This is a genomic window from Streptomyces atratus (assembly GCF_900119365.1).
Taxonomy (GTDB): Bacteria; Actinomycetota; Actinomycetes; order Streptomycetales; family Streptomycetaceae; genus Streptomyces; species Streptomyces atratus_B.
Map to the genome: position 1 here is coordinate 346,253 of NZ_FPJO01000001.1, position 26,116 is coordinate 372,368.

General features: G+C 71.4%; 28 protein-coding genes and 1 riboswitch. Of the genes, 11 read left to right on the forward strand and 17 right to left on the reverse strand.

The genetic code is table 11. The annotated features are described in order from the left end of the window. Window positions 1-24: 24 nt before the first annotated feature. The 6 genes from metF to BT364_RS01640 all read right to left on the reverse strand — a co-directional run bounded on the left by metF (window position 25) and on the right by BT364_RS01640 (window position 5,727). Window positions 25-942, reverse strand: coding sequence for a methylenetetrahydrofolate reductase [NAD(P)H] (gene metF / locus BT364_RS01615; RefSeq protein WP_072483233.1), 918 nt, complete (start codon window positions 940-942; stop codon window positions 25-27). 120 nt (window positions 943-1,062) lie between these two features. Further along, window positions 1,063-1,716: a thiamine phosphate synthase gene (thiE, locus tag BT364_RS01620; RefSeq protein WP_072483234.1), complete on the reverse strand. Its 654-nt coding sequence runs from the start codon at window positions 1,714-1,716 to the stop codon at window positions 1,063-1,065. A 112-nt stretch (window positions 1,717-1,828) separates the two neighbouring features. Then, a complete protein-coding gene (locus BT364_RS01625; protein ID WP_072483235.1) occupies window positions 1,829-2,194 on the reverse strand; it encodes an Rv2175c family DNA-binding protein in 366 nt (121 codons plus the stop codon). A 43-nt stretch (window positions 2,195-2,237) separates the two neighbouring features. Continuing rightward, window positions 2,238-3,986: a peptide-N4-asparagine amidase gene (locus BT364_RS01630; protein ID WP_072483236.1), complete on the reverse strand. Its 1,749-nt coding sequence runs from the start codon at window positions 3,984-3,986 to the stop codon at window positions 2,238-2,240. Window positions 3,987-4,097: 111 nt separating this feature from the next. Beyond that, entirely contained in the window at window positions 4,098-5,354 is a 1,257-nt protein-coding gene (locus BT364_RS01635; RefSeq protein ID WP_072483237.1) for an NAD(P)/FAD-dependent oxidoreductase, read from the reverse strand. Window positions 5,355-5,382: 28 nt separating this feature from the next. Then, on the reverse strand, window positions 5,383-5,727 hold the full coding sequence (locus BT364_RS01640) for an avidin-fold protein (RefSeq protein WP_072483238.1): 345 nt from the start codon (window positions 5,725-5,727) through the stop codon (window positions 5,383-5,385). Window positions 5,728-5,779: 52 nt separating this feature from the next. Further along, window positions 5,780-5,892: riboswitch (TPP riboswitch) on the forward strand. Here BT364_RS01640 and thiO point away from each other — a divergent pair. The 6 genes from thiO (at window position 5,890) to BT364_RS01670 (ending at window position 11,631) form a co-directional block, all read left to right on the forward strand. Next, window positions 5,890-7,074 carry a glycine oxidase ThiO gene (thiO, locus tag BT364_RS01645; RefSeq protein ID WP_072483239.1) on the forward strand — a complete coding sequence of 395 codons (1,185 nt, stop codon included), beginning with the start codon at window positions 5,890-5,892 and terminating at the stop codon, window positions 7,072-7,074. (Overlaps the previous riboswitch by 3 nt.) Beyond that, window positions 7,071-7,307: a sulfur carrier protein ThiS gene (gene thiS, locus BT364_RS01650; protein WP_072483240.1), complete on the forward strand. Its 237-nt coding sequence runs from the start codon at window positions 7,071-7,073 to the stop codon at window positions 7,305-7,307. The genes thiO and thiS overlap by 4 nt, the downstream gene beginning before the upstream one ends. A 3-nt stretch (window positions 7,308-7,310) precedes the next feature. After that, a complete protein-coding gene (locus BT364_RS01655) occupies window positions 7,311-8,105 on the forward strand; it encodes a thiazole synthase (protein ID WP_072483241.1) in 795 nt (264 codons plus the stop codon). Between the two features lie 110 nt (window positions 8,106-8,215). Continuing rightward, complete coding sequence (gene pknB, locus BT364_RS01660; RefSeq protein ID WP_072483242.1) at window positions 8,216-10,132, forward strand: Stk1 family PASTA domain-containing Ser/Thr kinase; 1,917 nt, start codon at window positions 8,216-8,218, stop codon at window positions 10,130-10,132. Between the two features lie 6 nt (window positions 10,133-10,138). Continuing rightward, the gene (locus tag BT364_RS01665; RefSeq protein ID WP_072483243.1) at window positions 10,139-10,993 is read left to right on the forward strand and encodes a deoxyribonuclease IV; all 855 of its coding nucleotides are present in this window, start codon (window positions 10,139-10,141) and stop codon (window positions 10,991-10,993) included. Between the two features lie 80 nt (window positions 10,994-11,073). Further along, the gene (locus BT364_RS01670; RefSeq protein ID WP_072483244.1) at window positions 11,074-11,631 is read left to right on the forward strand and encodes a DUF4396 domain-containing protein; all 558 of its coding nucleotides are present in this window, start codon (window positions 11,074-11,076) and stop codon (window positions 11,629-11,631) included. A 33-nt stretch (window positions 11,632-11,664) separates the two neighbouring features. Here BT364_RS01670 and BT364_RS01675 read toward each other — a convergent pair whose 3' ends face one another. Then, a complete protein-coding gene (locus BT364_RS01675; protein WP_072483245.1) occupies window positions 11,665-12,297 on the reverse strand; it encodes a sulfite oxidase-like oxidoreductase in 633 nt (210 codons plus the stop codon). A 154-nt stretch (window positions 12,298-12,451) separates the two neighbouring features. Between BT364_RS01675 and bfr the strand changes: the two genes are divergently transcribed. After that, complete coding sequence (gene bfr, locus BT364_RS01680) at window positions 12,452-12,931, forward strand: bacterioferritin (RefSeq protein WP_072483246.1); 480 nt, start codon at window positions 12,452-12,454, stop codon at window positions 12,929-12,931. A 20-nt stretch (window positions 12,932-12,951) separates the two neighbouring features. Here bfr and BT364_RS01685 read toward each other — a convergent pair whose 3' ends face one another. Both BT364_RS01685 and BT364_RS01690 read right to left on the reverse strand, forming a co-directional pair. Beyond that, window positions 12,952-13,248, reverse strand: a complete 297-nt coding sequence (locus BT364_RS01685; protein WP_072483247.1) for a (2Fe-2S)-binding protein — start codon at window positions 13,246-13,248, stop codon at window positions 12,952-12,954. A gap of 169 nt (window positions 13,249-13,417) precedes the next feature. Continuing rightward, on the reverse strand, window positions 13,418-14,764 hold the full coding sequence (locus BT364_RS01690; RefSeq protein WP_072483672.1) for a class II 3-deoxy-7-phosphoheptulonate synthase: 1,347 nt from the start codon (window positions 14,762-14,764) through the stop codon (window positions 13,418-13,420). Between the two features lie 103 nt (window positions 14,765-14,867). Here BT364_RS01690 and BT364_RS44035 point away from each other — a divergent pair, with 103 nt between their 5' ends. Both BT364_RS44035 and BT364_RS01695 read left to right on the forward strand, forming a co-directional pair. Beyond that, the gene (locus BT364_RS44035; RefSeq protein ID WP_107408160.1) at window positions 14,868-14,924 is read left to right on the forward strand and encodes a trp operon leader peptide; all 57 of its coding nucleotides are present in this window, start codon (window positions 14,868-14,870) and stop codon (window positions 14,922-14,924) included. Between the two features lie 93 nt (window positions 14,925-15,017). Beyond that, complete coding sequence (locus BT364_RS01695) at window positions 15,018-16,904, forward strand: anthranilate synthase family protein (protein WP_072483248.1); 1,887 nt, start codon at window positions 15,018-15,020, stop codon at window positions 16,902-16,904. Between the two features lie 34 nt (window positions 16,905-16,938). On the opposite strand, the gene BT364_RS01700 is transcribed toward BT364_RS01695, so the two are convergent. The 4 genes from BT364_RS01700 to BT364_RS01715 form a co-directional block, all read right to left on the reverse strand. Then, window positions 16,939-17,943, reverse strand: coding sequence for a 2-hydroxyacid dehydrogenase (locus tag BT364_RS01700; RefSeq protein WP_072483249.1), 1,005 nt, complete (start codon window positions 17,941-17,943; stop codon window positions 16,939-16,941). A gap of 126 nt (window positions 17,944-18,069) precedes the next feature. Then, window positions 18,070-18,762 (reverse strand): response regulator, encoded by a 693-nt coding sequence (locus BT364_RS01705; protein WP_072483250.1) that lies wholly within the window; start codon window positions 18,760-18,762, stop codon window positions 18,070-18,072. Then, window positions 18,759-19,982 carry a MacS family sensor histidine kinase gene (gene macS, locus BT364_RS01710; RefSeq protein WP_072483251.1) on the reverse strand — a complete coding sequence of 408 codons (1,224 nt, stop codon included), beginning with the start codon at window positions 19,980-19,982 and terminating at the stop codon, window positions 18,759-18,761. Before macS ends, BT364_RS01705 begins: the two co-directional genes overlap by 4 nt. A gap of 51 nt (window positions 19,983-20,033) precedes the next feature. Then, window positions 20,034-20,777, reverse strand: a complete 744-nt coding sequence (locus tag BT364_RS01715; protein ID WP_072483252.1) for a lysophospholipid acyltransferase family protein — start codon at window positions 20,775-20,777, stop codon at window positions 20,034-20,036. A gap of 195 nt (window positions 20,778-20,972) precedes the next feature. On the opposite strand from BT364_RS01715, the gene BT364_RS01720 reads away from it, so the two are divergent. Both BT364_RS01720 and BT364_RS01725 read left to right on the forward strand, forming a co-directional pair. Further along, the gene (locus tag BT364_RS01720) at window positions 20,973-21,752 is read left to right on the forward strand and encodes an alpha/beta hydrolase (RefSeq protein ID WP_072483673.1); all 780 of its coding nucleotides are present in this window, start codon (window positions 20,973-20,975) and stop codon (window positions 21,750-21,752) included. Then, a complete protein-coding gene (locus BT364_RS01725) occupies window positions 21,745-22,425 on the forward strand; it encodes a hypothetical protein (RefSeq protein WP_072483253.1) in 681 nt (226 codons plus the stop codon). Before BT364_RS01720 ends, BT364_RS01725 begins: the two co-directional genes overlap by 8 nt. A 35-nt stretch (window positions 22,426-22,460) precedes the next feature. Here BT364_RS01725 and BT364_RS01730 read toward each other — a convergent pair whose 3' ends face one another. The 4 genes from BT364_RS01730 to BT364_RS01745 all read right to left on the reverse strand — a co-directional run bounded on the left by BT364_RS01730 (window position 22,461) and on the right by BT364_RS01745 (window position 26,114). Beyond that, complete coding sequence (locus BT364_RS01730) at window positions 22,461-23,219, reverse strand: endonuclease/exonuclease/phosphatase family protein (protein ID WP_072483254.1); 759 nt, start codon at window positions 23,217-23,219, stop codon at window positions 22,461-22,463. Between the two features lie 73 nt (window positions 23,220-23,292). Then, window positions 23,293-24,234 (reverse strand): ROK family glucokinase, encoded by a 942-nt coding sequence (locus tag BT364_RS01735; protein WP_072483255.1) that lies wholly within the window; start codon window positions 24,232-24,234, stop codon window positions 23,293-23,295. Between the two features lie 75 nt (window positions 24,235-24,309). After that, window positions 24,310-24,768, reverse strand: coding sequence for a DUF5304 domain-containing protein (locus tag BT364_RS01740; RefSeq protein WP_072483256.1), 459 nt, complete (start codon window positions 24,766-24,768; stop codon window positions 24,310-24,312). 83 nt (window positions 24,769-24,851) lie between these two features. Further along, on the reverse strand, window positions 24,852-26,114 hold the full coding sequence (locus BT364_RS01745) for an ArsA family ATPase (protein WP_072483257.1): 1,263 nt from the start codon (window positions 26,112-26,114) through the stop codon (window positions 24,852-24,854). Window positions 26,115-26,116: the final 2 nt, after the last annotated feature.

Below are 26,116 nucleotides of genomic sequence, written 5' to 3' on the forward strand. Positions count from 1 at the left end.
CCGGGTCACGGCGGGTATGGCCGGTCACGACTGCTTGTGCAGTCCGAGATTCTCGTAGATTTCGAGCGTCGCCGTCGAGTTGTTGAGCGTGATGAAGTGCAGTCCGGGCACACCCTCGGATCGCAGCCTCGCACAGAACTGCGTTGCGAAGTCGATACCAATGGAGCGTACAGCGGCGGGATCGTCCTTGGCGGCGAGGATGCGTTCTTTCAGGGACGAAGGGAAAGACGCGTTGCTGAGCTGCGCAAACCTGTCCAGCTGTTTGACGCTGGTCAGCGGCATGACCTCGGGAATGATCGGGGTTTCGCAACCCGCAGCGACCACGCGGTCACGCATACGCAAATAGTCCTCCGGATTGAAGAACATCTGGGTGATCGCATAGTCGGCACCGGCGCGGCACTTGTCCACGAAATGCCGGATGTCGGTGTCCCAGTCGGTCGAGCGCGGGTGCATCTCGGGAAATGCCGCGACGCCGACACAGAAATCGCCGGATTCCTTGATGAGCCGGACGAGATCGGCCGCGTACCGCACGCCCTGCGGGTGCTCGACCCACTCGCCCATCGGGTCGCCCGGCGGGTCTCCGCGCACGGCGAGGATGTTCCGGATCCCGGCGTCCGCGTACTGCCCGATCATGTTGCGCAGCTCGGCGACGGAGTGGTTGACCGCCGTGAGGTGGGCGACCGGCGTGAGGGTGGAGTCGGCCGCGATCTGCTCGGTGGCCTTCACCGTCCCGGCCCGGGTGGAGCCACCGGCCCCATAGGTCACGGAGACGAAGCCCGGCCGCACCGCCTCGACCCGGCGCAGCGCGTTCCAGAGGTTCCGCTCACCCTTCTCGGTCTTGGGCGCCCAGAACTCGAACGAGTACGAGGTCTTGCCGGTCGCGAGAAGCTCACGCACCGTATGCGCGTGATCTGTCCTGGTGGATGGTGTGCCAAGGGCCATACGGGCAGGTTAACCAGAGCGCGACGGCCGAAGGACCGGACCAGCGTGAATTGCCCGAATTGACTGGTTGTTTGTCCATCCTTCGGACAGTCGGCCTGATACCGCCCCCGGACGGCCGGATCACGCCGCGGTGCGTGCCCGGATCCTTCCGGCCAGCTCGGCGGTGGCGGCGGCCGGGTCGGCGGCCTCGGTGATCGCCCGTACGACGACGACCCGGCGGGCTCCGGCGTCCAGCACCTCGTCGAGATTGCCGGCGTCGATCCCGCCGATGGCGAACCAGGGGCGAGGCTGGTCGAGCGAGGCGGCGTACCGCACCAGGTCCAGGCCCGGGGCGTGCCGTCCGGGCTTGGTCGGGGTGGGCCAGCAGGGACCGGTGCAGAAGTAGTCCACGCCGGGCTCGGCGACGGCCGCGTCGACCTCGGACCGGGCGTGGGTGGAGCGGCCGATCAGCACGTCCTCGCCGAGGATGGCGCGGGCGGCGGGCACTGGCAGGTCCCCCTGGCCGAGGTGGAGCACGTCGGAGCCGATGGCATGGGCGACGTCGGCCCGGTCGTTCACCGCGAGGAGCTTGCCGTGACGCCGGCACGCGTCGGCGAGGACGGCCAGGTGGTCGAGCTCCTCGGCCGCCTCCATGCCCTTGTCGCGGAGCTGGACGATGTCCACCCCGGAGGCGAGGACGGTGTCGAGGAACGCGGGGAGGTCGCCCTGGCGCCTGCGGGCGTCCGTGCACAGATAGAGCCGGGCATCGGACAGCAGCGCGCGAGGCGTGGGCATGGTGCGGTTCCCCCTGGGAGAGCGTCGTGGAGCGGCCTGCGCCGGGCGGTGCGGGGTGCGGGGTGCGGGCCGCGCGGTGTCGCGCGGCCCGCCCCTCACCTACGGCCGGCGGTCAGACGGCGAGCGCCTGGGCGCGGCGCTTCACCTCCGTGCCACGATTCTCGCTCAGTGCCTGGGCAGGGGTGCCCGGCAGGGTCGGGTCGGGGGTGAAGAGCCACTCCAGCATCTCTTCGTCGTTGTAGCCGTCGTCCCTCAGGAGCGTCAGGGTGCCGGAGAGGCCCTTGACCACCTTGTCGCCGTCGATGAAGGCGGCAGGCACCTGGAGCGTCCGGTTCTCACCACGTCGTACGGCGATCAGCTGGCCCTCCTTGACCAGCTGCCGCACGCGCGTCACCTCGACATCGAGCATTTCGGCGATGTCGGGCAGGTGGAGCCAGGCGGGGACGAGAGCATCGATCTTTGCGTCAATCTCGGTCACGGGTACAAGCCTGCCATCCCGCACTGACAGCCGATACCCGGACTCAGCCCTTCAGGGCCTCGCGGACCACGTCGGGGACCCGGCAGTGGCTCCGCCGGTCGCCGGTGACCCAGCCGTGCGCGGTCGTCAGGGAGCGCGCGTAACAGGCCCCGGTGTCGGTGGTGCCCCGGTACGTCTCGGACGACGCGCCGTCGGCGGCCCGGACTGCGCCGTTCTCGCGGGCGAGGTTGCCGGTCGAGTCCACGGTGTCGTCCGTGACCGCGTCCGTGCGCCAGTCGTGCCCGGAGGCCGTCCTGGAGGTGTCGAGGAGCACGCGGCGCTGGGTGACGGCGGCGTTCAGTTCGTAGTTGTTGTAGTCGCCGTAGAGCGGGATGTCCATGTCGACGTCGATGGGGTAGGACCAGGCGTGCCGCCGGGCCTCGGTGCGCCCGCCGGTGCTGGTCGTCACCGTGGTGGCGCCGTGGTCGCGCTGGTGCATCGTCTGCTGCTGACCGGTCCTGGAGACCGTGTCCTCGTTGGTGTACGAGAAGCGCTGCTCGACGGTGGTGGTGACCCGGCCCTTCGAGGTCCGGACGTAGCCCGAGATCCTCCAGGAGCGCCCGGTCGACACGGCGACATGGGTGGAGCCGTCGCCGCGCGGGGTCTGGACGGTCTTCACCACCGGCTCGTCGGTGAGCGTGTCGACAGTGACCCTGCCGCTCGTACGGGCCGCGTGCGCGTCCGTGCGCAGGAAGAGCGAACCGTCGACGATCCAGGTGTCGGCCGCGCCGTACGGGGTGATGCTGATGGCGTGCGGCCTGCCGTCGGCCAGTTCACCGGCGAAGGGGGTCAGGTCGATGTCGTACGCCTCGGTCCTGAACTGGTCGATGGCCGGGACCGGCCGCCACAGGGTCGGCACGATGCCGCCGGAGTAGACCACGGGGTACGGCTGGGCGAGGCCCGCGGGCCGCCCGTCCACGGCGATCTGCACCTCGCGGTAGGGGCCGCCGCCGCAGAGGTAGTCCGGGGCGGTGGCGGCGAGGTCGCTGGGGACCGCGTCGAACCACTGCTCGTCGCAGCCGCCGCCGCGTGCGTACACCTGGAGGCGCGCGGCGGTCAGGTTGCGCGGGAAGGTGACGTCGGTGCTGGTGGAGCCGCCCTTGCCGACGCTCATCCAGGGGGCACCGGCGGACCCGGTGTCGCCGAGGGGGACGATCCGGTCGGCGGTCCGCGCGGCCGGGTGGTGCTTGTCGGCCCGGTAGTACGTGATCGTCAGCTTGACCTTGTACACACCGGTATAGGTGTCGTTGACAACGTTACCGAGGTCCAGCTGGAGCTTCTGCGGGTCCTTGAGGAGCGGCGCGAAGTCTGTGATGTCCTTGGCGACGTGCCAGCTGATGCCGTCCTCGTCGGGCTCGGCGGTGCTGGTGCGGAAGATCTCCGCACCACCCACGAACACAGCGGCGAGACGGTCGTACTGACGCCCCTTCACACTGGCCGACCAGTCGAGAACGACCTTGTTCCAGGGGCCCTCGCACTTGTCGGGCGGGGTGAGCGTGGTGGTGTACGGCGGCCCGCCGAGGGTGTTGCCGAAGTCGTGCTCGACGGCCGTCACCGCGCAGTGCGCGGTGTCGGGCCGGGAGACCGGTGGCAGCGCGTCGACCGGGTCCTGGTAGTCGACGGCCGGATTGGAGCCGGGCTTCGGGGCGGTGCCCGCGTTCGCCGGGACGGCGAGCGCGCCGCCGGCCAGGGCGATCGAGGCAGAGACCACGGAGATCCTGCGCAGTGCGCGGATCCATCTGTGTCGGGACATGCACTTCCTTCGGGAACGGGTGAGTGATCCAAAAGATGTACGGTGCACCAATTTCGGCCGCAGTCCAAGAGGTTGCCCGCATGCCGGACACTCCCCGCGCACGCCGGCGCGCTACTGACGGATCGCCGACTTCAGCGGTACGGAGGGGTCGGCGGCCCGCGCCGGATCGAGCCGCGCCCCCGCCTCGATGAGCTTGCGCCCCTGCGCCAGATCGCGCGGCCGGCCGACGGCGAGCACCGCGACCAGCACACCGTCGCGCAGCCAGCACACCGACCAGGCGGGCTCGGCCGGATCGCCGCGCCACAGCAGGGTGTCGGCGCTCCCGTGGTGGCCCGCGTACTGCACGAACCGGTCGAACTGCTCGGACCAGAAGTACGGCACGGGGTCGTAGGCCACCGGCGCCGCGCCGTCCCCGGCGAGCGCCCCGATGATGTTCGCGGCGGCGGTGCGCGGGCCCTGGAGCGCGTTGTCCCAGTGGTGGACGAGCAGGCGTTCGCCGTACCGGGCGGAGGGGAACGAGGCGCAGTCGCCGACCGCGTACACATCCGGCAACGAGGTGCGCAGCGCCCCGTCGGCGGTCACCGATCCGTCGGGGCCGAGCTCGATGCCGGAGCCGGCCAGCCAGCCGGTGGCGGGCCGGGCACCGATTCCGACGACGACCGCTCCGGCCGGGACCGTACGGCCGTCCGCGAGGACCACCCGGCCCGGCTCGACGCGGTCGACCCGGGCGCCGGTGAGGAGTTCGGCGCCGGTCTCCGCGTACCAGGCGGCCATCGGGGCGGCGACCTCCGCGGGCATCGCGCCCGCGAGGGGCCGGTCGGCGGCCTCGACGACGGTGACCGCGCAACCGGCGGCGCGGGCCGCGGTGGCGAACTCGGCGCCGATCCAGCCCGCGCCGACGACCACGACGCCGTGCTGCTCGTCGAGGACCGGCCGCAGCCGTGCCGCGTCGTCGAGGGTGCGCAGCAGGTGGACGCCGGGAACGCCCCCGGCCCCGGGCAGGACGACGGGTTCGGCGCCGGTCGCGATCACCAGGACGTCGTAGGGAACGGGGCCCGAAGGGGTGTCCAGTTCATGTGCCGCGGGGCGCACGCCGGTGACCTCGCGGCCCAGTTGCAGATCGATCTCCAAGGCCTCGAAGTCGATGTCGAAGGCGGAGTCCTCAGCCTTGCCGAGCAGCACCGCCTTGGACAGCGGGGGCCGGTCGTAGGGCTGGTGCGGTTCGGCGCCGATCAGGGTGACGGGGCCGGTGAAGCCCTGCTCGCGCAGGGCCACCGCGGTCTGCACCCCGGCCATACCCGCTCCGACGACGACGACACGGCTTCCTGTCCGCCGGTCCGGCTGCTCTGACTGCTGCTGCTCGCTCACCCTTACACCTTAAGCACCTGACAGATCGTCAGGAAAGGGCGAGTTCCTCGACCGTGCTCGTCCCGCTGCCCTCCTGCGACTCCCACTCCCACCGCTCGTCCAGCCGGACCCGGCCGTCCGCGAGGTCGACGACGGTGGAGACACAGTGGCCGGAGGACGTCGTTCCGTCCTGCTTGAGCTGGACGTACCGGAAGTCGAGCAGGTCGCCGGTCCGGGTGCCGACGAGATGGCCGCGGACCACGTCGCCGCCCGCGTACTCGGCCCAGATCCGGCCGTCCTCCTCGTGGTAGGTGAAGCGGGTACGGGTGCCGACCTGGCCGGGCGCCTGGTCGGCCACCGGTGACAGGACGAGTCCGTCGAGCGAACGGGCCACGGTGGCTGCTCCCTTACTGGGCCGGGGGGGACGGGGTTTAGGGTGGCCAACGTAAAGCACTCGCGGGAGCCCGGACGCACCGGGCTGAGAGGGAGGCTGGGCGGCCTCCGACCGTACGAACCTGATCCGGGTCATGCCGGCGAAGGGAGGGGCTGGAAGCCCATGCGTTCTTCTCGGAACGGAAACGGATCCGATGTCCTGGTCATCGGGGGCGGGATCATCGGCCTGGTGACCGCCTGGCGGGCAGCTCAACGCGGACTGCGCACCGCGGTCGCCGATCCCGAACCGGGTGGCGGGGCCGCCCGGGTGGCGGCCGGCATGCTGGCCGCCGTCACCGAACTCCACTACGGCGAACAGTTGCTGCTGGGCCTCAATCTGGCCTCCGCCGCCCGATATCCGGCCTTCGCGGCCGAGCTGGAGGCGGCGAGCGGGCTGGAGACCGGCTTCCGCGCCTGCGGCACCCTGGCCGTCGCGCTGGACTCCGACGACCGCGCCCATCTGCGGGACCTGCACGCCCTGCAGCGGCGTTCGGGGCTGGAATCGGAGTGGCTCACCGGCCGTGAGTGCCGCCGTCTGGAGCCGATGCTCGCGCCGGGCGTCCGGGGCGGTCTGCGGGTCGACGGCGACCACCAGATCGATCCGCGCCGCCTGGCCGCCGCCCTGCTGACCGCCTGCGAGCGGGCCGGGGTGGTCTTCCACCGCGGCCGGGTGGAGCGCCTGAGCGTGGCGGGCGACCGGGCCGCCGGGGCGGTGCTCGCCGGGGGTACGGAGCTCGCGGCCGACCAGGTCGTGCTCGCCGCGGGCAGCCTCAGCGGCCGGCTGGCGGGGGTGCCGGACGAGGCCGTTCCGCCGGTCCGGCCGGTGAAGGGCCAGGTGCTGCGGCTGACCGTGCCGGCGCCGTACGCACCGTTCCTGAGCCGGACGGTACGGGCCCTGGTCCGGGGCAGTCATGTCTATCTGGTGCCGCGCGAGAACGGCGAGCTGGTCGTCGGCGCCACCAGCGAGGAGACGGGCTGGGACACCACCGTCACCGCGGGCGGCGTCTACGAGCTGCTGCGGGACGCCCACGAGCTGGTGCCCGGCATCACCGAGCTGCCGCTCACCGAGACCCTGGCCGGCCTGCGCCCCACCTCCCCCGACAACGCCCCGCTGCTCGGCCCCACCGCCCTGCCCGGCCTCCACCTCGCCACCGGCCACCACCGCAACGGGGTACTGCTCACCCCCATCACCGGTGACGTCATGGCCGAGCTCCTCACCGGCGGCGAGCCGCCCGAGCCGGCCCGCCCCTTCACTCCGCGCCGTTTCCCGTCCCCCGCCGTCTCCGTACGTCAGGAGCAGCCCGCATGACCGAGCCCGCACCGCTCTCCGAGGCCGCCGCCCTCTCCGTGTCCGTGAACGGCGAGGTCCGTCGCCTCGCCGCAGGCACCACCCTGGCGGCGCTCGTCGCCACGCTCACCACCGCGCGCTCCGGCGTCGCGGCCGCCGTCAACGAGACCGTCGTACCGCGCGGCCAGTGGTCCGCCGCCGCACTCCTGGACGGCGACCGCGTCGAGGTCCTGACCGCGGTCCAGGGAGGCTGAACCATGCCGGACGACCTCTTCACCCTCGGCGACGCCACCTTCTGCTCCCGGCTGATCATGGGTACGGGCGGGGCGGCCGGCCTCGACGTGCTGGAGCGCTCCCTGACCGCCTCCGGCACCGAGCTGACCACCGTCGCGATGCGCCGCCTCGATCCGACCGTTCAGGGCTCGGTGCTCTCCGTCCTGCGGCGGCTCTCCATCCGCGTGCTGCCGAACACGGCGGGCTGCTTCACCGCGGGCGAGGCCGTGCTGACCGCCCGGCTGGCCCGCGAGGCGCTCGGCACCGACTGGATCAAGCTGGAAGTGGTGGCCGACGAGCGGACCCTGCTGCCCGACCCGATCGAACTGCTGGACGCCGCGGAGATCCTGGTGGACGACGGCTTCACCGTGCTGCCGTACACCAATGACGACCCGGTGCTGGCCCGCAGGCTCCAGGACGTGGGGTGCGCGGCGGTCATGCCGCTCGGCTCCCCCATCGGCTCCGGGCTCGGCATCCGCAATCCGCACAACTTCCGGCTGATCGTCGAGCAGGCCCGGGTGCCGGTGATCCTCGACGCGGGCGCCGGGACGGCCTCCGACGCGGCGTTCGCGATGGAGCTGGGGTGCTCGGCGGTGATGCTGGCGTCCGCGGTGACCCGGGCCCAGGAGCCCGAGCTGATGGCCTCGGCGATGCGCCACGCGGTGGAGGGCGGGCGGCTGGCGTACCGGGCCGGCCGGATTCCGCGCCGCCACTTCGCCGAGGCGTCCTCGCCGGTGGAGGGGCGCGCGGTGCTGGACCCGGAGCGCCCGGCCTTCTGAGCCGCCGGTACGGCGTGGAGTGCGTGTCCCTGTCACGGCTCGGCTGCAGTACGGCCCCGGGAGTGCCCCGGCCCGTGGGCCGTGTCCGTGGCGGCTCGTAGACTCGCTGCGTGGATACGACCCTCCAGGACCCTCTTGTCGGGCAGCTGCTCGACGGCCGCTACCGCGTCGATGCCCGCATCGCCGTGGGCGGCATGGCCACGGTCTACCGGGCCGTGGACACCCGGCTGGACCGGGTGCTCGCCCTCAAGGTGATGCACCCGGCGCTGGCGACCGACGCCTCGTTCGTCGAGCGCTTCATCCGGGAGGCCAAGTCCGTGGCCCGGCTCGCGCACCCCAATGTGGTCGCGGTCTTCGACCAGGGCGCCCAGGGGCAGTACGTCTACCTGGCGATGGAGTACGTCGCGGGCTGCACCCTGCGCGACGTGCTGCGCGATCGCGGGGCGCTCCAGCCGAGGGCCGCCCTGGACATCCTGGAGCCGGTCCTCGCCGCCCTGGGCGCGGCGCACCGGGCGGGCTTCGTGCACCGCGACATGAAGCCGGAGAACGTCCTGATAGGGGACGACGGCCGGGTCAAGGTCGCCGACTTCGGGCTCGTACGGGCGGTGGGCACCGTCACCAGCACCACCGGGTCCGTCCTGGGCACGGTCTCCTATCTCGCCCCCGAGCAGATAGAGGACGGCACGGCGGACACCCGCACCGATGTGTATGCCTGCGGCGTCGTCCTGTACGAGATGCTGACCGGGTCCAAGCCGCACGGCGGCGACACCCCCGCCCAGGTCCTCTACCAGCACCTCAACGAGGCCGTCCCGCCGCCGTCGGCCACCGTCCCGGGGCTCCCGGCCGCGCTCGACGACCTGGTGGCGAGCGCCACCGCCCGTGACCCCGAGCTCCGCCCGTTCGACGCGGTGGCGCTGCTCGCCGAGACCCGTGAGGCCCGCTCCGGTCTCACCGACGCCCAGCTGGACGCCGTACCGCCGCAGGCCACCGCCGAGGTGCACGACGCCGCCGAGGACCGCACCAGCGTGATCCCGCGGCTGCTCCCGGCCGGCCAGGGCGTCTCGCACCACACCAGCCGGCTGGAGATGCCCCCGCCTCAGCCGCCGCGGACCGCGGCGCCGGACCGGGGCCTTCGCGGGCCGCGGAGCTCCGTGATCGCCGTGGTCGTCGCCGTGCTGCTGGCACTGGGGATCGGCACCGGTGTCTGGTACATCAACTCCGGGCAGTTCACCCGGGTGCCCTCGCTGCTCGGCCAGACCGAGCAGAACGCCGAGCGGCGGCTCTCGGACGCCGGTCTGGAGCTCAAGGGCGTCAAGCGGTCCTACAGCGACACCGTGGAGCGCGGCACGGTCATCAGCAGCGACCCGGAGTCCGGCGCCCGCGTCAGGGACAACGACGCGGTGACGCTCGTCGTCTCGCGCGGCCCCGAGATCGTGAAGGTGCCCGATCTTCAGGACCTCTCGCTCGCCGACGCCAGGGCAGAGCTGAAGAAGGCCGGCCTGGTGCCCGGGATGGTCACCAAGGAGTTCAGCGAGGCGACGGTACGGGGCGACGTGATCCGTACGGACCCCGTGGCGGGCACCGAGCGCCACCCGGACTCGGCGATCGCTCTCGTCGTCAGCAAGGGCACTCCGGTGGACGTCCCCGATGTCACCGGGCTGTCGGTGGCGGACGCCACCGCCGCGCTGAAGGAGAAGGGGCTGAAGGCAAAGGCGCTGCCCGGCCGGGTCAATTCCCCGGAGGACGCGGGCGACATCGCCCGGCAGTCGCCGGGCGAGGGCACCGAGGCCGCCGAGGGCGACACCGTCGAGCTGACGGTCTCCGACGGGCCGCGCATGATCGACGTCCCGGACGTCACCGGCAAGGACATCGACGAGGCCACGAGCGATCTGGAGGACGCGGGCTTCGAGGTCAAGGTCGACCGCCCGTTCCTGTCCTTCAGCGACACCATCGCGAGCCAGTCCGTCGACGGCGGCGAGCAGGCCCCCGAGGGCAGCACCATCACCATCAAGACCAAGGGACTCTAGATCCACATGCGCAACCCAGTCGGCGGCCATGTTCCGGTGGCCGGCGGCCTCGCCAAGGTCGGCCTCCCCTACGCCCGCGAGATGGGGGCGGAGGCCGTCCAGGTCTTCGTCGCCAACCCGCGCGGCTGGGCGACCCCCGTCGGCAACCCGGCCCAGGACGAGCAGTTCCGCGCCGAGTGCGCCGCCGGGTCCATACCGGCGTACGTCCACGCCCCGTACCTGATCAACTTCGGATCGCACACTGCGGCGACGGTCGAGAAGTCCGTGGAGTCGCTGCGCCACTCGCTGCGCCGGGCCCGCGAGATCGGCGCCCTGGGCGTCGTGGTGCACACCGGATCGGCGACCGGCGGCCGGCCGCGCGAGCAGGCTCTGGCCCAGGTACGCACGCACATGCGGCCGCTCCTGGACGAGCTGACCCATGACGACGACCCGTATCTGCTGCTGGAGTCGACCGCCGGGCAGGGGTTCTCGCTCTGCTCGCGGACCTGGGACTTCGGCCCGTACTTCGACGCGCTCGACGCCCATCCCAAGCTCGGCATCTGCCTCGACACCTGTCACGTCTACGCGGCGGGCCACGATCTGACCGGTCCCACGGGCATGCGGCAGACCCTGGATCTGCTGGTTTCGACGGTCGGCGAGGGCCGGCTGAAACTGATCCACGCCAATGACTCCAAGGACGTGGTGGGGGCCCACAAGGACCGGCACGAGAACATCGGCGCCGGGCACATCGGCGAGGGGCCGTTCCGTGAGCTGTTCTCACATCCGGCGACCGCGGGCGTACCGCTGATCATCGAGACGCCGGGCGGCAAGGAGGGCCACGCGGCGGACGTGGCCCGGCTGAAGGGGCTGCGCGACAACTGATTCCCCATTGAGGAATACCCCATGGGGGTATACGGTTCTTGCTGTCGGCAGGAACCGCTACTCGGCATGGGGGGATCGCCATGCAGCACGACACGCACCACGGGCAGCACAGCCACCACGCGGACCACTCGGGCCACGCAGGCCACGTGGACCATATGAGCCACGTGGACCACTCCACCCACGCCGGTCATCAGCCCGGCAAGGTGGGCTGGGCCATGGCCGCACAGGCCACGCTGCACTGCCTCACCGGCTGCGCCATCGGCGAGATCCTCGGCATGGTGATCGGCACGGCGCTGGGCTGGGGAAACATGGCCACGATGGTGCTCGCCATCGTCCTCGCCTTCTTCTTCGGCTACACGCTGACCCTGCGCTCCATCCTGAAGGCGGGCGTCGACTTCGGTACCGCCCTGCGGGTCGCGCTCGCCGCCGACACCCTGTCCATCGCGGTGATGGAACTGATCGACAACGGCGTGATCGCGCTGTGGCCGGGCGCCATGGACGCCACCCTCTCCGACACACTGTTCTGGGGCGCGCTCGCGCTCTCGCTCGCTGTCGCCTTCGTCGCCACCACACCGGTCAACAAGTGGATGATCGGCCGCGGCAAGGGGCACGCGGTGGTGCACCAATACCACCACTGAGGAACGGGCCGGAGCGGCCCGGGAGCCATCAGGTCAGGGCTCGGGGCCGTCCCCGGGCTCTTCCTGGTAGGAGTAGCGCTGCTCGCTCCAGGGGTCACCGATGTTGTGATAGCCACGCTCCTCCCAGAAGCCGCGGCGGTCGGCCGTCATGTACTCGACGCCCCGGACCCACTTGGGTCCCTTCCAGGCGTAGAGGTGCGGCACGACGAGGCGGAGCGGGAAACCGTGCTCGGCGGTGAGCAGTTCGCCGCCCTTGTGAGTGGCGAAAAGTGTTCGGTCCGAGGCGAAGTCGGAGAGCCTCAGATTGGAACTGAAGCCGTACTCGGCCCAGACCATCACATGGGTGACGTTCGGCGCGGGCGGCGCCAGCTCCAGGACCGTACGGGCCAGGACCCCGCCCCATTCGGCGCCGATCATGCTGAATTTCGTGACGCAGTGCAGGTCGGCGACGACCGAGGCGAACGGCAGTACCGAGAACTCCTGATGGTTCCAGCAGTGCTTCTCGCCGTCCGCAGTGGCCCCGAAGACCCGGAACTCCCAGCGGTCCGGCTTGAACTTGGGCACGGGCCCGTAGTGGGTAACCGGCCAACCACGCTGGAGTCGCTGTCCCGGCGGAAGCTCGGACTGCTCTGACGCTCGGTGTTCCCGGCTTTCCGGCTGACCCATGACTCCATGGTGACAGACAGGCAGGAGTGGTCCCGACCAGGACAGGGGGAATCATGACAACTCACAGTAAGTCTGCACTTACTGGACGACCATCGGGTGCGATGACAAGATGCGGCCAACTTGCCCAGTTCACCGGTTGGAAGGAGCCTCTGCGATGCAGGGCGACCCCGAGGTCCTTGAGTTCCTGAACGAGCAGCTGACCGCAGAATTGACTGCCATCAATCAGTACTTCCTGCACGCGAAGATGCAGGACAACTTCGGCTGGACGAAGCTCGCGAAGTACACCCGCTCCGAGTCGTTCGACGAGATGAAGCACGCCGAGATCCTCACGGACCGCATCCTCTTCCTCGACGGACTCCCCAATTACCAGCGGCTGTTCCATGTGCGGGTGGGCCAGACCGTCACCGAGATGTTCCAGGCGGACCGCCAGGTCGAGGTGGAGGCGATCGACCGCCTCAAGCGCGGGATCGAGCTGATGCGCGGCAAGGGCGACATCACGTCCGCGAACGTCTTCGAGTCGATCCTGGCGGACGAGGAGCACCACATCGACTATCTCGACACCCAGCTGGAACTGATCGAGAAGCTCGGCGAGCCGCTCTACATCGCCCAGCAGATCGAGCAGCCGGACAGCTAGGCCGGCGCCGGCGGGAACGATCAGGCCGCGTCGGGGAGCGGGATTCCCGGAGCCACGCCCGGGGCGATGCCCTGGGCCGTCCCGGGCGCGGCCTCCGTGGTGGTGTCGGCGGCGGTGCCGGGCGTCCGCTTCCGGTCGAGCAGTTCGCGGCGCGGACAGGTGCCGCGGCCGAGTACGGCCTGAATGGCCCGGACGCAGCCACCGCAGTCGGTGCCCGCCTTGCAGGCGGAGGCTATCTGCCTGGGCGTGCAGGCCCCGGCGTCCGCATGCTCCTTGACCTGCTTCTCCGTGATGCCGAAGCAAGAGCAGACGTACATGCGGTTCACCTCCCGGCGGGATCGATCGTTCGCTGCCACCCCGTCTATCGGTGAGGCTAACCTAACCTTACCCGGCACGGAAGTCGTTGAAAGCCCCCGAACGCCCTGTGGGGCACGGATCACATCGATCCGTGCCCCACAGTCGTATGCGCGTCGCCTGCGGTGACGCCTACTGGTCCCGGTACATCTCCGCGACCAGGAACGCCAGGTCGAGCGACTGGCTGCGGTTGAGCCGCGGGTCGCAGGCCGTCTCGTAGCGCTGGTGCAGATCGTCCACGAAGATCTCGTGTCCGCCGCCGACGCACTCGGTGACGTCGTCACCGGTGAGCTCGACGTGGATGCCGCCCGGGTGCGTACCGAGGGCCTTGTGCACCTCGAAGAAGCCCTTGACCTCGTCCAGGACGTCGTCGAAGCGACGGGTCTTGTGGCCGGAGGCGGCCTCGAAGGTGTTGCCGTGCATCGGGTCGGTCACCCACGCCACGGTGGCGCCGGAGGCGGTGACCTTCTCGACCAGGGCCGGGAGCTTGTCGCGGACCTTGTCGGCGCCCATGCGGACGATGAAGGTCAGCCGGCCGGGCTCGCGCTCGGGGTCGAGGCGTTCGACGTAGCCGAGCGCCTCGTCGACCGTGGTCGTCGGGCCGAGCTTGATGCCGATGGGGTTGCGGATCTTCGAGGCGAACTCGATGTGCGCGCCGTCCATCTGGCGGGTGCGCTCACCGATCCAGACCATGTGGCCGGAGGTGTCGTACAGCTCGCCGGTGCGCGAGTCGGTGCGGGTCAGCGCCGACTCGTAGTCCAGCAGCAGGCCCTCGTGCGAGGAGTAGAACTCGACCGCCTTGAACTCGGCCGGGTCCGTACCGCACGCCTTCATGAAGTTCAGCGCGTTGTCGATCTCGCGGGCGAGCGCCTCGTAGCGCTGGCCGGACGGGGACGACTTCACGAAGTCCTGGTTCCAGGCGTGCACCTGGCGCAGGTCCGCGTAACCGCCGGTGGTGAAGGCGCGGACCAGGTTCAGCGTCGAAGCGGACGCGTGGTACATCTGCTTCAGCCGCTCCGGGTCCGGGACGCGGTCCTTCTCGGTGAAGGCGAAGCCGTTGACGGAGTCGCCGCGGTAGGTCGGCAGGGTGACGCCGTCGCGGGTCTCGGTCGGCTTGGAGCGGGGCTTGGAGTACTGACCGGCGATCCGGCCCACCTTGACGACGGGCACGGAGGCCGCGTACGTCAGGACGGCACTCATCTGGAGCAGCGTCTTCAGCTTGGCCCGGATGTGGTCGGCCGACACGGCGTCGAAGGCCTCGGCGCAGTCACCGCCCTGCAGCAGGAACGCCTCGCCCTTGGCGACGGCTCCCATGCGGGCGCGCAGCTGGTCGCACTCGCCCGCGAACACGAGGGGCGGATACGACGCGAGGTCCGCGAGTACATCGCGCAGAGCCTCGGCATCGGGGTACTCGGGCTGCTGCGCCGCGGGAAGGTCTCGCCAGGTGTTGCCACCGGCGACGGAGGTATTGGCGTTCACGGTCACAACGCCAACATTACGGGTTCCGGCGGTAGGTCCATCCGCAGGCTCAATAGTTGAGACGCGCGCTCGGACGGTACCGGCGTCCGCTAGGGTTCTGGACATGTTCGCGCAGACAAACCAGAACTGGTGGTGGACCGCTCATCCGGCGGCCCACTGACAATCGCGCGCGACAGACCACGCGAAGGCCGCCCGAGGGGCGGCCTTCTCCGCGTTTTCGGGAGCCGTTCCTCCATCCGGAAGGAACACCCCCATGCCCCACCGCACCGCCGCCGTCGTCCGGCGACTCCTGAGCGACGGCTGCCCGCCGTTCGCGCTGCTGCGCAGGCGCACCCCCGGCCGCGACCAGGACACCGTCGAGGTGCTGGTCGGCCGGGTGCGGGAGGCGGACCGGCTCGCCGATCTCCCCGTCGGTGAGCTGCCCTCGCTCGCCCTGGTGCCGTTCCGGCAGATCGCCGAGCGCGGTTTCGATGTACGCGACGACGGCACACCGCTGTCCGTGCTGGTCGCGGACGAGACGTACGAGCTGCCGCTCGCCGAGGTGCTGGACCACCTGCCGGTCCGGGACGTGCGGGTCGAGGGCGGCGCGTTCGACGTCGGGGACGAGGAGTACGCCGGGATCGTCCGGCGGGTCGTCGAGGACGAGATCGGGCAGGGCGAGGGCGCGAACTTCGTCGTCCGGCGGACCTTCCGGGGGGAGATCCCCGGATTCGGCCGGGCCGATGCGCTGGCCCTCTTCCGACGGCTGCTGGCCGGTGAGCGCGGCGCGTACTGGACCTTCGTCGTGCACACCGGGGCCAGGGTGCTGGTGGGCGCCAGTCCCGAGGTGCATGTGCGGATGTCGGGCGGGACGGTCGTGATGAACCCGATCAGCGGGACGTACCGCTACCCCGCCGAGGGCCCGACCGCGGAGAGCCTGCTGGCCTTCCTCGCCGACCGCAAGGAGACCGAGGAGCTCTCCATGGTGGTCGACGAGGAGCTGAAGATGATGTGCACCGTCGGCGACATGGGCGGGGTGGTGATCGGGCCGCGGCTCAAGGAGATGGCCCATCTCGCCCATACGGAGTACGAGCTGCGCGGGCGCTCCTCGCTGGATGTGCGGGAGGTGCTGAAGGAGACCATGTTCGCGGCGACGGTCACCGGCTCCCCGGTGCAGAACGCCTGCCGGGTCATCGAGCGGTACGAGCCCGGCGGGCGCGGCTACTACGCGGGGGCCCTGGCGCTGCTGCGGCAGGAGCCGGGCGGGGCCCAGACCCTGGACTCGCCGATCCTGATCCGTACCGCCGACATCTCGGCCGACGGCGAGCTGCGGGTGCCGGTCGGGGCGACGCTCGTACGTCACTCCGATCCGGACGGTGAGGTCGCCGAGACCCATGCGAAGGCGGCCGGTGTGCTCACCGCGCTCGGGGTGCGGCCCGGCCGGCCGGTGGGCGAGGCGGCCCGGCCGCGGCTGGCGGGCGACCCTCGGGTGCAGGCGGCGCTGGCTGCCCGGCGGGACGGCCTCGCGCCGTTCTGGCTGCGGATGCAGGAGCGCACCCACGAGCTGTCCGGGCGGGCGCTGGTGATCGACGGGGAGGACACCTTCACCGCGATGCTGGCGCATCTGCTGCGCTCCTCGGGCCTGGAGGTGTCGGTGTGCCGCTACGACGAGCCGGGGCTGCGCGAGCTGGTGCGGGCGCACGAGGGTCCCGTCGTACTGGGCCCCGGGCCGGGGAATCCGGGCGACACCGCCGATCCGAAGATGCGGCTGATGCGCGGGCTGGCCGCGGAGCTGGTCCGTGATCACCGGTACGGCCTGCTCGGGGTCTGCCTCGGCCATGAGCTGATCGCGGCGGAGCTGGGGCTGGAGATCGTCCGCAAGACCGTGCCGTACCAGGGCGCGCAGACCCGGATCGAGCTGTTCGGGCGGCCGGAGACGGTGGGGTTCTACAACAGCTTCACCGCGCGCTGCGAGGAGGCGGTGGTCGCCGAACTCGCGGCGCACGGTGTCGAGGCGAGCGTGGACGCGGCCACCGGTGAGCTGCACGCGCTGCGCGGGCCGGGCTTCGCCTCGGTGCAGTTCCACCCGGAGTCGGTGCTGACGCTGCGCGGCGCGGGGATCGTGGCCCAGCTGCTGGCGGGGCTGCCGGTGGCCGGCTGAAGGGGCGGACGGGACCCCGGGGCGATTCGGGGTCTCAGCTCGCCGGGAGCGCCGGGACCAGGACGTTGTCGCTGCGCCGGCCGGCCAGGTAGTCGGCGACGTTGCGCACGGTGGTGTCGATGATCTGTCCCACCGCGTCCTCGGTGTAGTACGCCTGGTGCGAGGTCACGATGACGTTCGGGAAGGTGACGAGCCGGGCCAGGGTGTCGTCGTCGATGCCCTCCAGCGACTTGTCGAGGAAGAAGAGCCCGGCCTCCGCCTCGTACACATCGAGTCCGACGCCCAGGAAGCGGCCCGCGCGCAGTTCGGTGACGAGCGCGGTGGTGTCGATGAGTCCGCCGCGGCTGGAGTTGACCAGGATGACGTCGTCCTTCATCCGGGCCAGGGCTTCCTTGCCGATGATGTGGTGGGTCGAGGGCAGCAGCGGGACGTGCAGGCTGATCAGGTCGGACTCGGCGAGCAGCTGTTCCTTCTCCACGTACTTCATGCCGAGCGCGACGCAGGCGGGGTTCTCGGCGACGTCCCAGCCGAGCAGCTCCATGCCGAAGCCATGGGCGATACGGGTGAAGGCCTCGCCGATCTTGCCGGTGCCGACCACGCCCGCCGTGCGGCCGTGCACGTCCCGGCCGAGCAGTCCGTCGAGCCGGAAGTCGAAGTCGCGGGTGCGGCCCGCGGCCCGGATGATCCGGCGGTTGACGGCCATCGCGAGGGTCCAGGCGAATTCGGCGACCGAGTACGGGGAGTAGGAGGAGACCCGGGCGACCCGCAGGGCGAGGCGCTCGGCGACGTCGAGGTCGATGTTGTTGAAGCCGGTGGAGCGCTGGGCGATCATCTGCGTGCCGCCCGCCGCCAGGGTCTGCAGGACTCTGCCGCCCAGGTCGGCGTTGACGCTGGTGGAGATGATCTCGTAGCCCGCCGCGATGGGGGCGGTGTCCCTGTTCAGGAAGACGTCCAGGCAACGGACCTCGTGCTGTCCTGCGAAGGCCTTCTCGATCAGCGGCTTCTCGTCGGACTGCACACCGAAGGCCAGGATTTCCACGACTTCTCCCGTTCGTCGCACGGATCAGCGGATCAGGGGCATGGGCCGGTCATCGCGAATATACGGCCCATGCCGCTGCCCCGCCGCTCGGCCGAACGGGGTGGCCGGCGGTCTGCTCCGGGGTGCTCAGGCGTCGTCGAGGCCGCGCTCGATCGCGTACCGCACGAGCTCCACGCGGTTGTGCAGCTGGAGTTTGCCCAGGGTGTTCTGCACGTGGTTCTGCACGGTGCGGTGCGAGATGACCAGCCGCTCGGCGATCTGCTTGTACGAGAGCCCCTTGGCGACCAGCCGCAGCACCTCGGTCTCACGCTCGGTGAGCTGCGGGGCCTTGGGCTCGTCGGAGGCGACGGGCGTGGGGTCGGAGGCGAGCCTGCGGTATTCGCCGAGGACCAGTCCGGCCAGGCCCGGCGTGAAGACCGGGTCGCCCACGGCGGTGGAGCGCACGGCCTCGGTCAGCTCCTGGGTGCTGGCCGACTTGAGCAGATAGCCGGTGGCGCCGGACTTGACCGCTTCCAGTACGTCGGCGTGCTCGCCGCTCGCGGAGAGCACCAGCACCCGCAGCCCCGGGTGGGAGCCGACGAGCTCCTTGCAGACCTGGACGCCGGGCATGCCGGGCAGATTGAGGTCGAGTACGAGGACGTCGGGGGTGGCGGCCTTCGCCCTGCGGACCGCCTGCGGTCCGTCACCGGCGGTCGCCACCACCTCGAAGCCCGACTCGGAAAGGTCACGGGCGACGGCGTCGCGCCACATCGGGTGGTCGTCCACCACCATCACCCTGATGGTCCGCTCCTCGGCAGCCCCGGTGTTCTCCGTGCTCATCTCGCTGATCCTGCCTTCCCCCGTGAAACCTTCGGAACCTTCAACTCGACCTCGGTGCCCTGGCCGGGCACCGAGACCAACTCCGCCGTGCCGCCCAGGTCACGCAGCCTCCCCAGGATCGACAGGGCCACCCCCATCCGCCCCTCCCCCTCGGCCTGGGCGAGGCGCCCCTCCGGGATTCCGGGGCCGTCGTCCCGGACCGTCACGATCACCTCGTCCGGCCAGTCCTCGACCAGGATCCATGCCTGGGCATTCTCCCCCGCGTGGACCCTGACATTGTCCAGGGCGGCACTGACAGCGGCCGCCAGCTCCGTCGCTGCCGCCGGGGCCAGCAGCACCGGAGCGCCCGGCTCCGCGAAGCTGACCCGGGAGCCGGCGTGCGGGGCGAGCAGGGAACGCAGATCGCAGTCGGCGCGGCCGGACGGCTCGTCGTCGACCTCCACGCTGCGGACCACGGCGCCCTGGGCGGCGTCCTCGGAGACCCGGGTGGTGGGCACAAGACCGCTGGAGACCAGGGTGCGCAGGGCGACCTCCTGTTCCCCGGCCATCCGGCCCAGCTCGGCCGCCTCCCCGCCGAGCGCGGTGCCGCGGCGCTGCACCATCGCGAGGACCTGGAGCACACTGTCGTGGATGTCCCGGGCCAGCCGTTCCCGCTCGCGGGTGGCGGCCTCGATCTCCAGGGCGCGGGCGAGGGTGCGCTCACTGGCCCTGGCGACCTCGACGACGTACCCGATCGCGATGGAGGCGACCCAGACCAGCAGCACGTTGTGGAAGGTGTCCCGGCTGGGGTCGCCGCGCTCGATGATGTTGACGACGGCGACGAAGGTGGAGGCGAAGGCCGCCCAGCGCCAGCCGCCCTTGATCGCGAAGGCCAGCACGGAACCCGCGGTCCAGATCGACGGCAGCGTCGGGCCGTCGACCTGCTGGGCCTCGAAGTCGGCGAGCGGGGTGAGGAGTATCCCGGCCAGGGCGATGGTCAGATCGGCGCCGAGGAAACGCTTGGTGCAGGCGGCGGCGCCCGCGACCTTCGGAAGGGTGGCGAGCGTCCAGACCACCATCACCGCCAGGAAGACGATGGCCACCCACGGCCGGTCGTACTTCTCCCGGCCGAAGACGGAGAGCAGGACCGCGTACAGCATCGTCAGGATGCGGTACGCCGTCAGCGCACTCCACAGCGGCTGCTCGACCGACATCCGTACGACGCGCTCGCGCCTGGCCACTTCCCCCACCCCCCGGACAGCACCGGCGCGCTCACGCGCCGTACCGTTCCTTCAGCCTTGCGTTCCGGGCTCGGTGCCCTTGTGCTTCTCCGCCTCGGCGCGGCGTTTCGCCTCGTCCGCGATCTGCCGCTTGGCCGCCGTCGCGTAGATGTCGACGTACTCCTGGCCGGAGAGCTTCATGATCTCGTACATCACCTCGTCGGTGACCGAGCGGAGGATGAAGCGGTCCCCGTCCATGCCGTGGTAGCGGCTGAAGTCGAGCGGCTTGCCGATCCTGATCCCCGGACGCATCAGCTTGGGCATCACCTGGCCGGGCGGCTGGATCTTCTCCGTGTCGATCATCGCGACGGGGATGACGGGCGCTCCGGTGGCCAGCGCCACCCTGGCGAGCCCGCCGGGCTTGCCGCGGTAGAGACGGCCGTCGGGCGAGCGGGTGCCCTCCGGGTAGATGCCGAAGAGGCCGCCGCTCTCGATGACCTCGATGCCTGCCTTGATGGCCGCCTCACCGGCGCCGCGGGCGCCCGAGCGGTCCACCGGGAGCTGGCCGACGCCCTTGAAGAAGGCCGCGGTCAGCTTGCCCTTCACGCCGGGTGCGGTGAAGTACTCGGACTTGGCGATGAAGGTGACCTTGCGGTCCAGGACGGCCGGCAGGAAGAAGGAGTCGGAGAACGACAGATGGTTGCTCGCGAGGATCGCCGGTCCCTGCGCGGGAACGTTCTCCAGGCCCTCCACCCATGGCCGGAAGGCGAGCTTCAGGGAGCCGCCGATGGAGAACTTCATTGCGCCGTAGATCAACTCGGGTGCCTCCTGTGTGCTGTCCGACAGACCTTAACCCGTGGGCCGCCCGCGCTCCCGCCCGGCACGGAACCGATGCGGCGGCCGGAGGCGGTGACGACCCTGGTCGGTGTCAGCCCGGTCGCGTACGGTGAAGTAATCCTTCTGCACTCCCCCCTTTCGCTCCCCTTCGAGCCTCACGAACAGGAGACCCCGGTGCCGGTCCTTCCTGGAGCCGAGCCGTTCCGCCACGAGGGCGGAGAGGTCGGCGTCCTTCTCTGTCACGGATTCACCGGCTCCCCGCAGTCGCTGCGCCCCTGGGCGCAATACCTGGCGGAGCGCGGGCTCACCGTCTCGCTGCCCCTGTTGCCGGGGCACGGCACCCGCTGGGAGGACATGCAGCTCACCGGCTGGCAGGACTGGTACGCGGAGGTGGACCGGGAGCTGCGCGCCCTGCTGGAGCGGTGCAGTCGGGTCTTCGTCTTCGGGCTGTCCATGGGCGGCGCGCTGACGCTGCGGCTGGCGGCGAAGCACGGGGACGCGATCAGCGGCCTGGTGCTGGTCAACCCGGCGAACAAGGTGCACGGCCTGTCGGCGTACGCGCTGCCGGTCGCCCGCCATCTGGTGCGGACGACGAAGGGGCTGGCGAGCGACATCGCCCTGTCGGGCTCCGAGGAGGTGGGGTACGACCGGGTGCCGTTGCACGCGGCGCATTCGCTGCGGAATTTCTTCCGCCTGGTCGACGCCGAGCTCCCCCAGGTCACCCAGCCGATCGTGCTGCTGCACAGCCCGCAGGACCATGTGGTGCCGCCCGCCGACTCGGCCCGCATCCTCAGCCGGGTGTCGTCGACGGACGTCGAGGAGATCCTGCTGGAACAGAGCTACCACGTGGCGACGTTGGACCACGATGCGGAGCGGATCTTCGACGAGAGCCATCGGTTCATCGGCCGCCTCGCCCCGAGCGTCGGAAAGAAGGGGAGCACGTCAGGTGGCTGAGCACGACGCGGAGCGCGCGGGCAGCGAGGAGGAGCGCGAGCCCCTTCCCGCGGAGGGGGCTGCCGTGCCCGACGACGGCACGGTTCCGCAGGACGCCGCTGCCCGGGAGGGGTCGCCGGGCGCCGACGGCGGCCGGTCGGAGCCGTCGGCCGACGAGGACGCGGCGTGGCAGGCGATCGTCGCGGGGTACGGCGAGGAGCCGCCGGACCCGCCGGGTACCAAGCCGTTCCGGTCGGTGGAGGATCTCGCGCTGCTGGAGGACGATCAGCCCGGCGTCCTGGATCCCGACAAGGGGCTGGGGAAGAAGTCCGCGAAGCCGCCGGAGAAGCCGCTCGGCAGCTCGATCGTGTTCGCCCCCGGCGTCGTGGGCCCGCGTGACTACGAGGTCACGGAGCCGAAGGACGACGACCTCGACGACGGCGACGAGGGGCATTTCGTCCCCCCGGAGCCGCCGCCGCTGCCGGAGGCCGATGTCACGGCGAAGTTCGCCTGGCTCGCGGTCGTCGGCGGTCCGGTGCTGATGCTGCTCGCGGTGCTGCTGCGGTGGGACATGACCTGGTGGCTCACGACGGTCTGCGTCGGCGGTTTCCTGGGCGGTTTCGTCACGCTGGTGGCCCGGATGAACGACGACGACGAGGACAACGACGACCCCGGGCGCGGGGCGGTGGTCTGAGGCCGGGGGCGCCGCGGCGGGCGGTCCGCTCCGGTTCAGGGCCTGACCGCGGGCACCCGCAGCGCCGCCAGCACCGGCAGGTGGTCGGTGGCGGCCCGCAGGTCCGCGTCGGTGACGCCGGGCAGCCCGGCGGGGACACCGCAGCCGAGCACCTCGATGCCTTCCGTCGCGAAGACCGCGTCGATGCGCCGTCGCGGGTGGTCCGGCGCGTAGGTGTTCTCCCCGCCCCAGGGCCGGACCGCCCAGCAGTCCTGGAGCCGCTCGGCCAGCCGCCGGAACACAGCTCCGGTCGGTACGTCGTTGACGTCGCCGGCCGCGATGGCGTGCTCGACGCCCATCGCGTCCAGCCGTTCCAGCAACAGCTCCGTCTGGGCCAGGCGTTCGTCCCGCTGCAGGCTCAGATGGAAACTCAGCAGACCGATCCTGGTGCCCGCGATCCGTACCACCGACGTGGCGAAGCCCCTGCGGTGCAGTCCGGGGGTGAGCGGCAGCAGCACGTCCTGTGTCCGCTCCACGGTGGCCCGCAGCGAGCAGAGCAGCAGCGGCCCGGCCGCGGTGGCGCCGCCGCTGAGGAGGACCAGGTCGGTACGGGCCGCGAGCCAGGCGGCTCGCTTGCGCCAGCGGAAGAAGCGCGGGGCTTCCTGGATGAAGACCAGGTCGGGGGCGCAGGCGCTGATGACACGGGCCAGCGCCTCGCGGTCGTCGCGCATCGACCGGACGTTGTAGCTGAGCACTCGGATGACGGCCGAACCATCCGGCTCGGTACGGGAGTCGGGCAGTGGCGTCAGGACCATGTGACTCACGATACGACGGACGCCCGCCGCTCCCACAGGGGCGCGACGGGCGTCCGGCTCGGTCCCGTTCGGCTCAGCCCTGGCGGGCCAGGTCGGCCGCGCCCACCAGTCCGGCCTTGCCGCCCAGTTGGGCCGCGAGCACCTGGGCGTGCGGGCGCCATTCGCCGCCGATCAGCCAGCGCCGGAACGACTTGCGGATCGGGTCGAGCACCAGCTCGCCCTCGTCCGACACGCCACCGCCGACGATGAACGCGGAGGGGTCGAAGAGCGAGGCGAGGTCGGCGAGTCCGGCGCCGGCCCAGCGGGCCAGCTCGCGGAACGAGTCGACCGCGACCGGGTCGCCCTGCCGGGCGGCCTGGCTGATGTGCTTGCCCTCGATGCCGTCCACCGTGCCGTCGCCGAGCGACAGCAGGATCGTGGCGTTCTCGGGGGTGGCGTTGGCGCGCTGCTTGGCGTACCGGACGAGCGCGCGTCCGGACGCGTACTGCTCCCAGCAGCCCTGGCTGCCGCAGCCGCAGAGCAGACCGTCCGGGACGACCCGGATGTGGCCGAACTCGGCGGCCACGCCGAAGCGTCCGCGGCGCAGCTTGTTGCCGATGATGATGCCGCCGCCGAGACCGGTGCCGAGCGTGATGCAGATGACGTCGTCGTGGCCCTGCCCGGCGCCGAAGCGGTACTCGCCCCAGGCCGCGGCGTTGGCATCGTTCTCGACGACTACGGGAAGGCCGACGCGCTGTTCGACCTTGTCCTTCAGCGGCTCGTGCCGCCAGTTGATGTTCGGCGCGAACAGGACGGTGGCGCGCTTGTCGTCGACGTATCCGGCCGCGCCGATGCCGACGGCATCGATCTGGTGGCCCTCGCTCGCGCCGGACACCGCCGCCGCGATCGCGTCCACGATGCCTTCAGCCGTCGGCGGGGTCGGCACCTTGTGCGTCGAGAGGATGCGGCCCTCTTCGTCGACCACTCCAGCCGCGATCTTCGTGCCGCCGATGTCGACGCCGATGGTGAGTCCCATGAATCCCTCAGTTCCGGTCGAGCCCCGCTGGGGCCAACCGTACCCGAGCCGGGAGCCCGGCCCTTTCGGTGCCGGTCAGTCCAGGTCGATGTGTTCGCCCGCGGCGGGGCCCTCGTCACGGGGGTCGGAGGGGTCGTCGGCCTTCTTCTCGGTGCCCGCGGGGTCCCCGGCGCCCTGGGTCCAGCGGCGTTCCTGGCCCTCGACGGCGGAGCGGTAGGCGGCGAGGAGTTCGCTGCCGGCCGCGGCGATGTGGTCGAAGACGTCCGGATTGCGCTCGATGACGGGCTCGACCGCGGACTTCGCCTGCTTGATGATCTGCTGCACGGTGCCCTGGGCCGCCGCACCGAACAGCGGCGACTGGAGGGACGAGACCTTGTCGGCCACGGCGTCGACCAGCTTGCGCAGTTCCTCGGCGGCGGAGCCGGGCGGCGGGCCGTGCTGGGCGCGGCGGCGGGCCTTCTCCGCTTCGAGGTCCTCGGCGCAGGCCTTCGCCCACGCGTCGTCGTCGACGGGACGATCGGTGGCATCGCTCATGGCGGACTCCTGCGACGTGGTGTGCCGGCGGCCCGGCATACGGGGCACGTACTACCGACGTTACCCGAACCGTGGAGTGCCGTTCAGTCCGTCCTCGGCCACAGCCCGGGGTCCGGGGTGAACCGGACCCGGAGCACCCCGTCGGTGAGGGCGGCGCCGGAGACGGTGCATCGGCGCAGTCCGGACTCCAGTGGAACGATCCGGTGGAACGGACCCACGGTGAGCAGCAGTTCGTCGCCGCGGCGGACCAGCTGGAGGTCCTTCTTGACGGCGCCGGGCAGCGGCAGGCACCAGACGAGGACCGGGTCGCCGTCGCCGGTCGGCGGGGCGGTCACGATCCGGGTGCCGGGCAGCAGTCCGCCGAGGCCGTCCGGGGCGCCGGGGCTCTCGATCCACCAGGGGTCGTCGGCCCGGCCGGGGCTCCGCGCGTCCGGTTCCGAGGCCGGTCCGTCGCCCTCGAAGAGGCGGGCGAGGTCGTCGAGGCCCCTCGGGTCGCGGCCGAGGTGGGGCACCTCGCACAGCGCGGCCCCGGGCACCCATTCCTCGTACCAGCGGTCGACGGTCTTCTCCTGCTGTGCGGCGAGCTCCGCGAACCAGGGGTCGGCCGAGTGCCTGGGCAGCACCCGGTTGACCGCGAGGGTGTCGACCCGCAGTCCGTGCAGGGCGAGGCCGGTGCGGGCGGTGCGCAGGGCTTCCTCTGCGGCGGGGCCGGGCTCCGCGACCAGCCGGAGCGTGGTGCTGCGGTCCTCGATCAGGGCCTGGACGGCGGCCAGCTCGGCGTCCCTGCGGGCAGCCGCCTCGTACAGCCACTGAGCGGGCATGGGCACACCGGCCAGCTGGGCGAGCATCGGGCGCAGGGCTCGGGCGGCCTGGCGTTCGGGGGGAAGCAGCCGGCGCAGATAGCGGCGCAGCTGCTCGGGGAGGGCGAGCAGGGCGAGTGCCTCGCGCAGCGGTGGCAGGTCGACGACGAGGAGCTCGTGGCCGCGGCGCGACCAGTCGCCCTCGGTGGCGCGGCGCAGGGTGTGCAGGAGGGCGAGCTCGGTGCTGCCGGGGAGTTCGGTCAGTTCCTCGCCGTCCAGCCGGTTCCCGCCGAGCAGGTCGAGTACGACGGAGGCCTGGTCCTGGAGGGCGAGGAGTTCCTCGCGGAAGTGCCCACCGGAGTCGATGCGGGCGGACCACAGCCCGTCGGTGACCTCGGTGGGTTCGGTGCCGTCGGGAAAGCCGGGTATGCCGTCGGCCGTCAGCAGCAGGGTGCGCCGGCCGCGGCGGGCGGCGGCCAGCGCGGTCGCCGCCGCGACGGTGGTACGGCCGGCGCCGCCGGGGCCGGTGACGAGGACCGTACGCACCG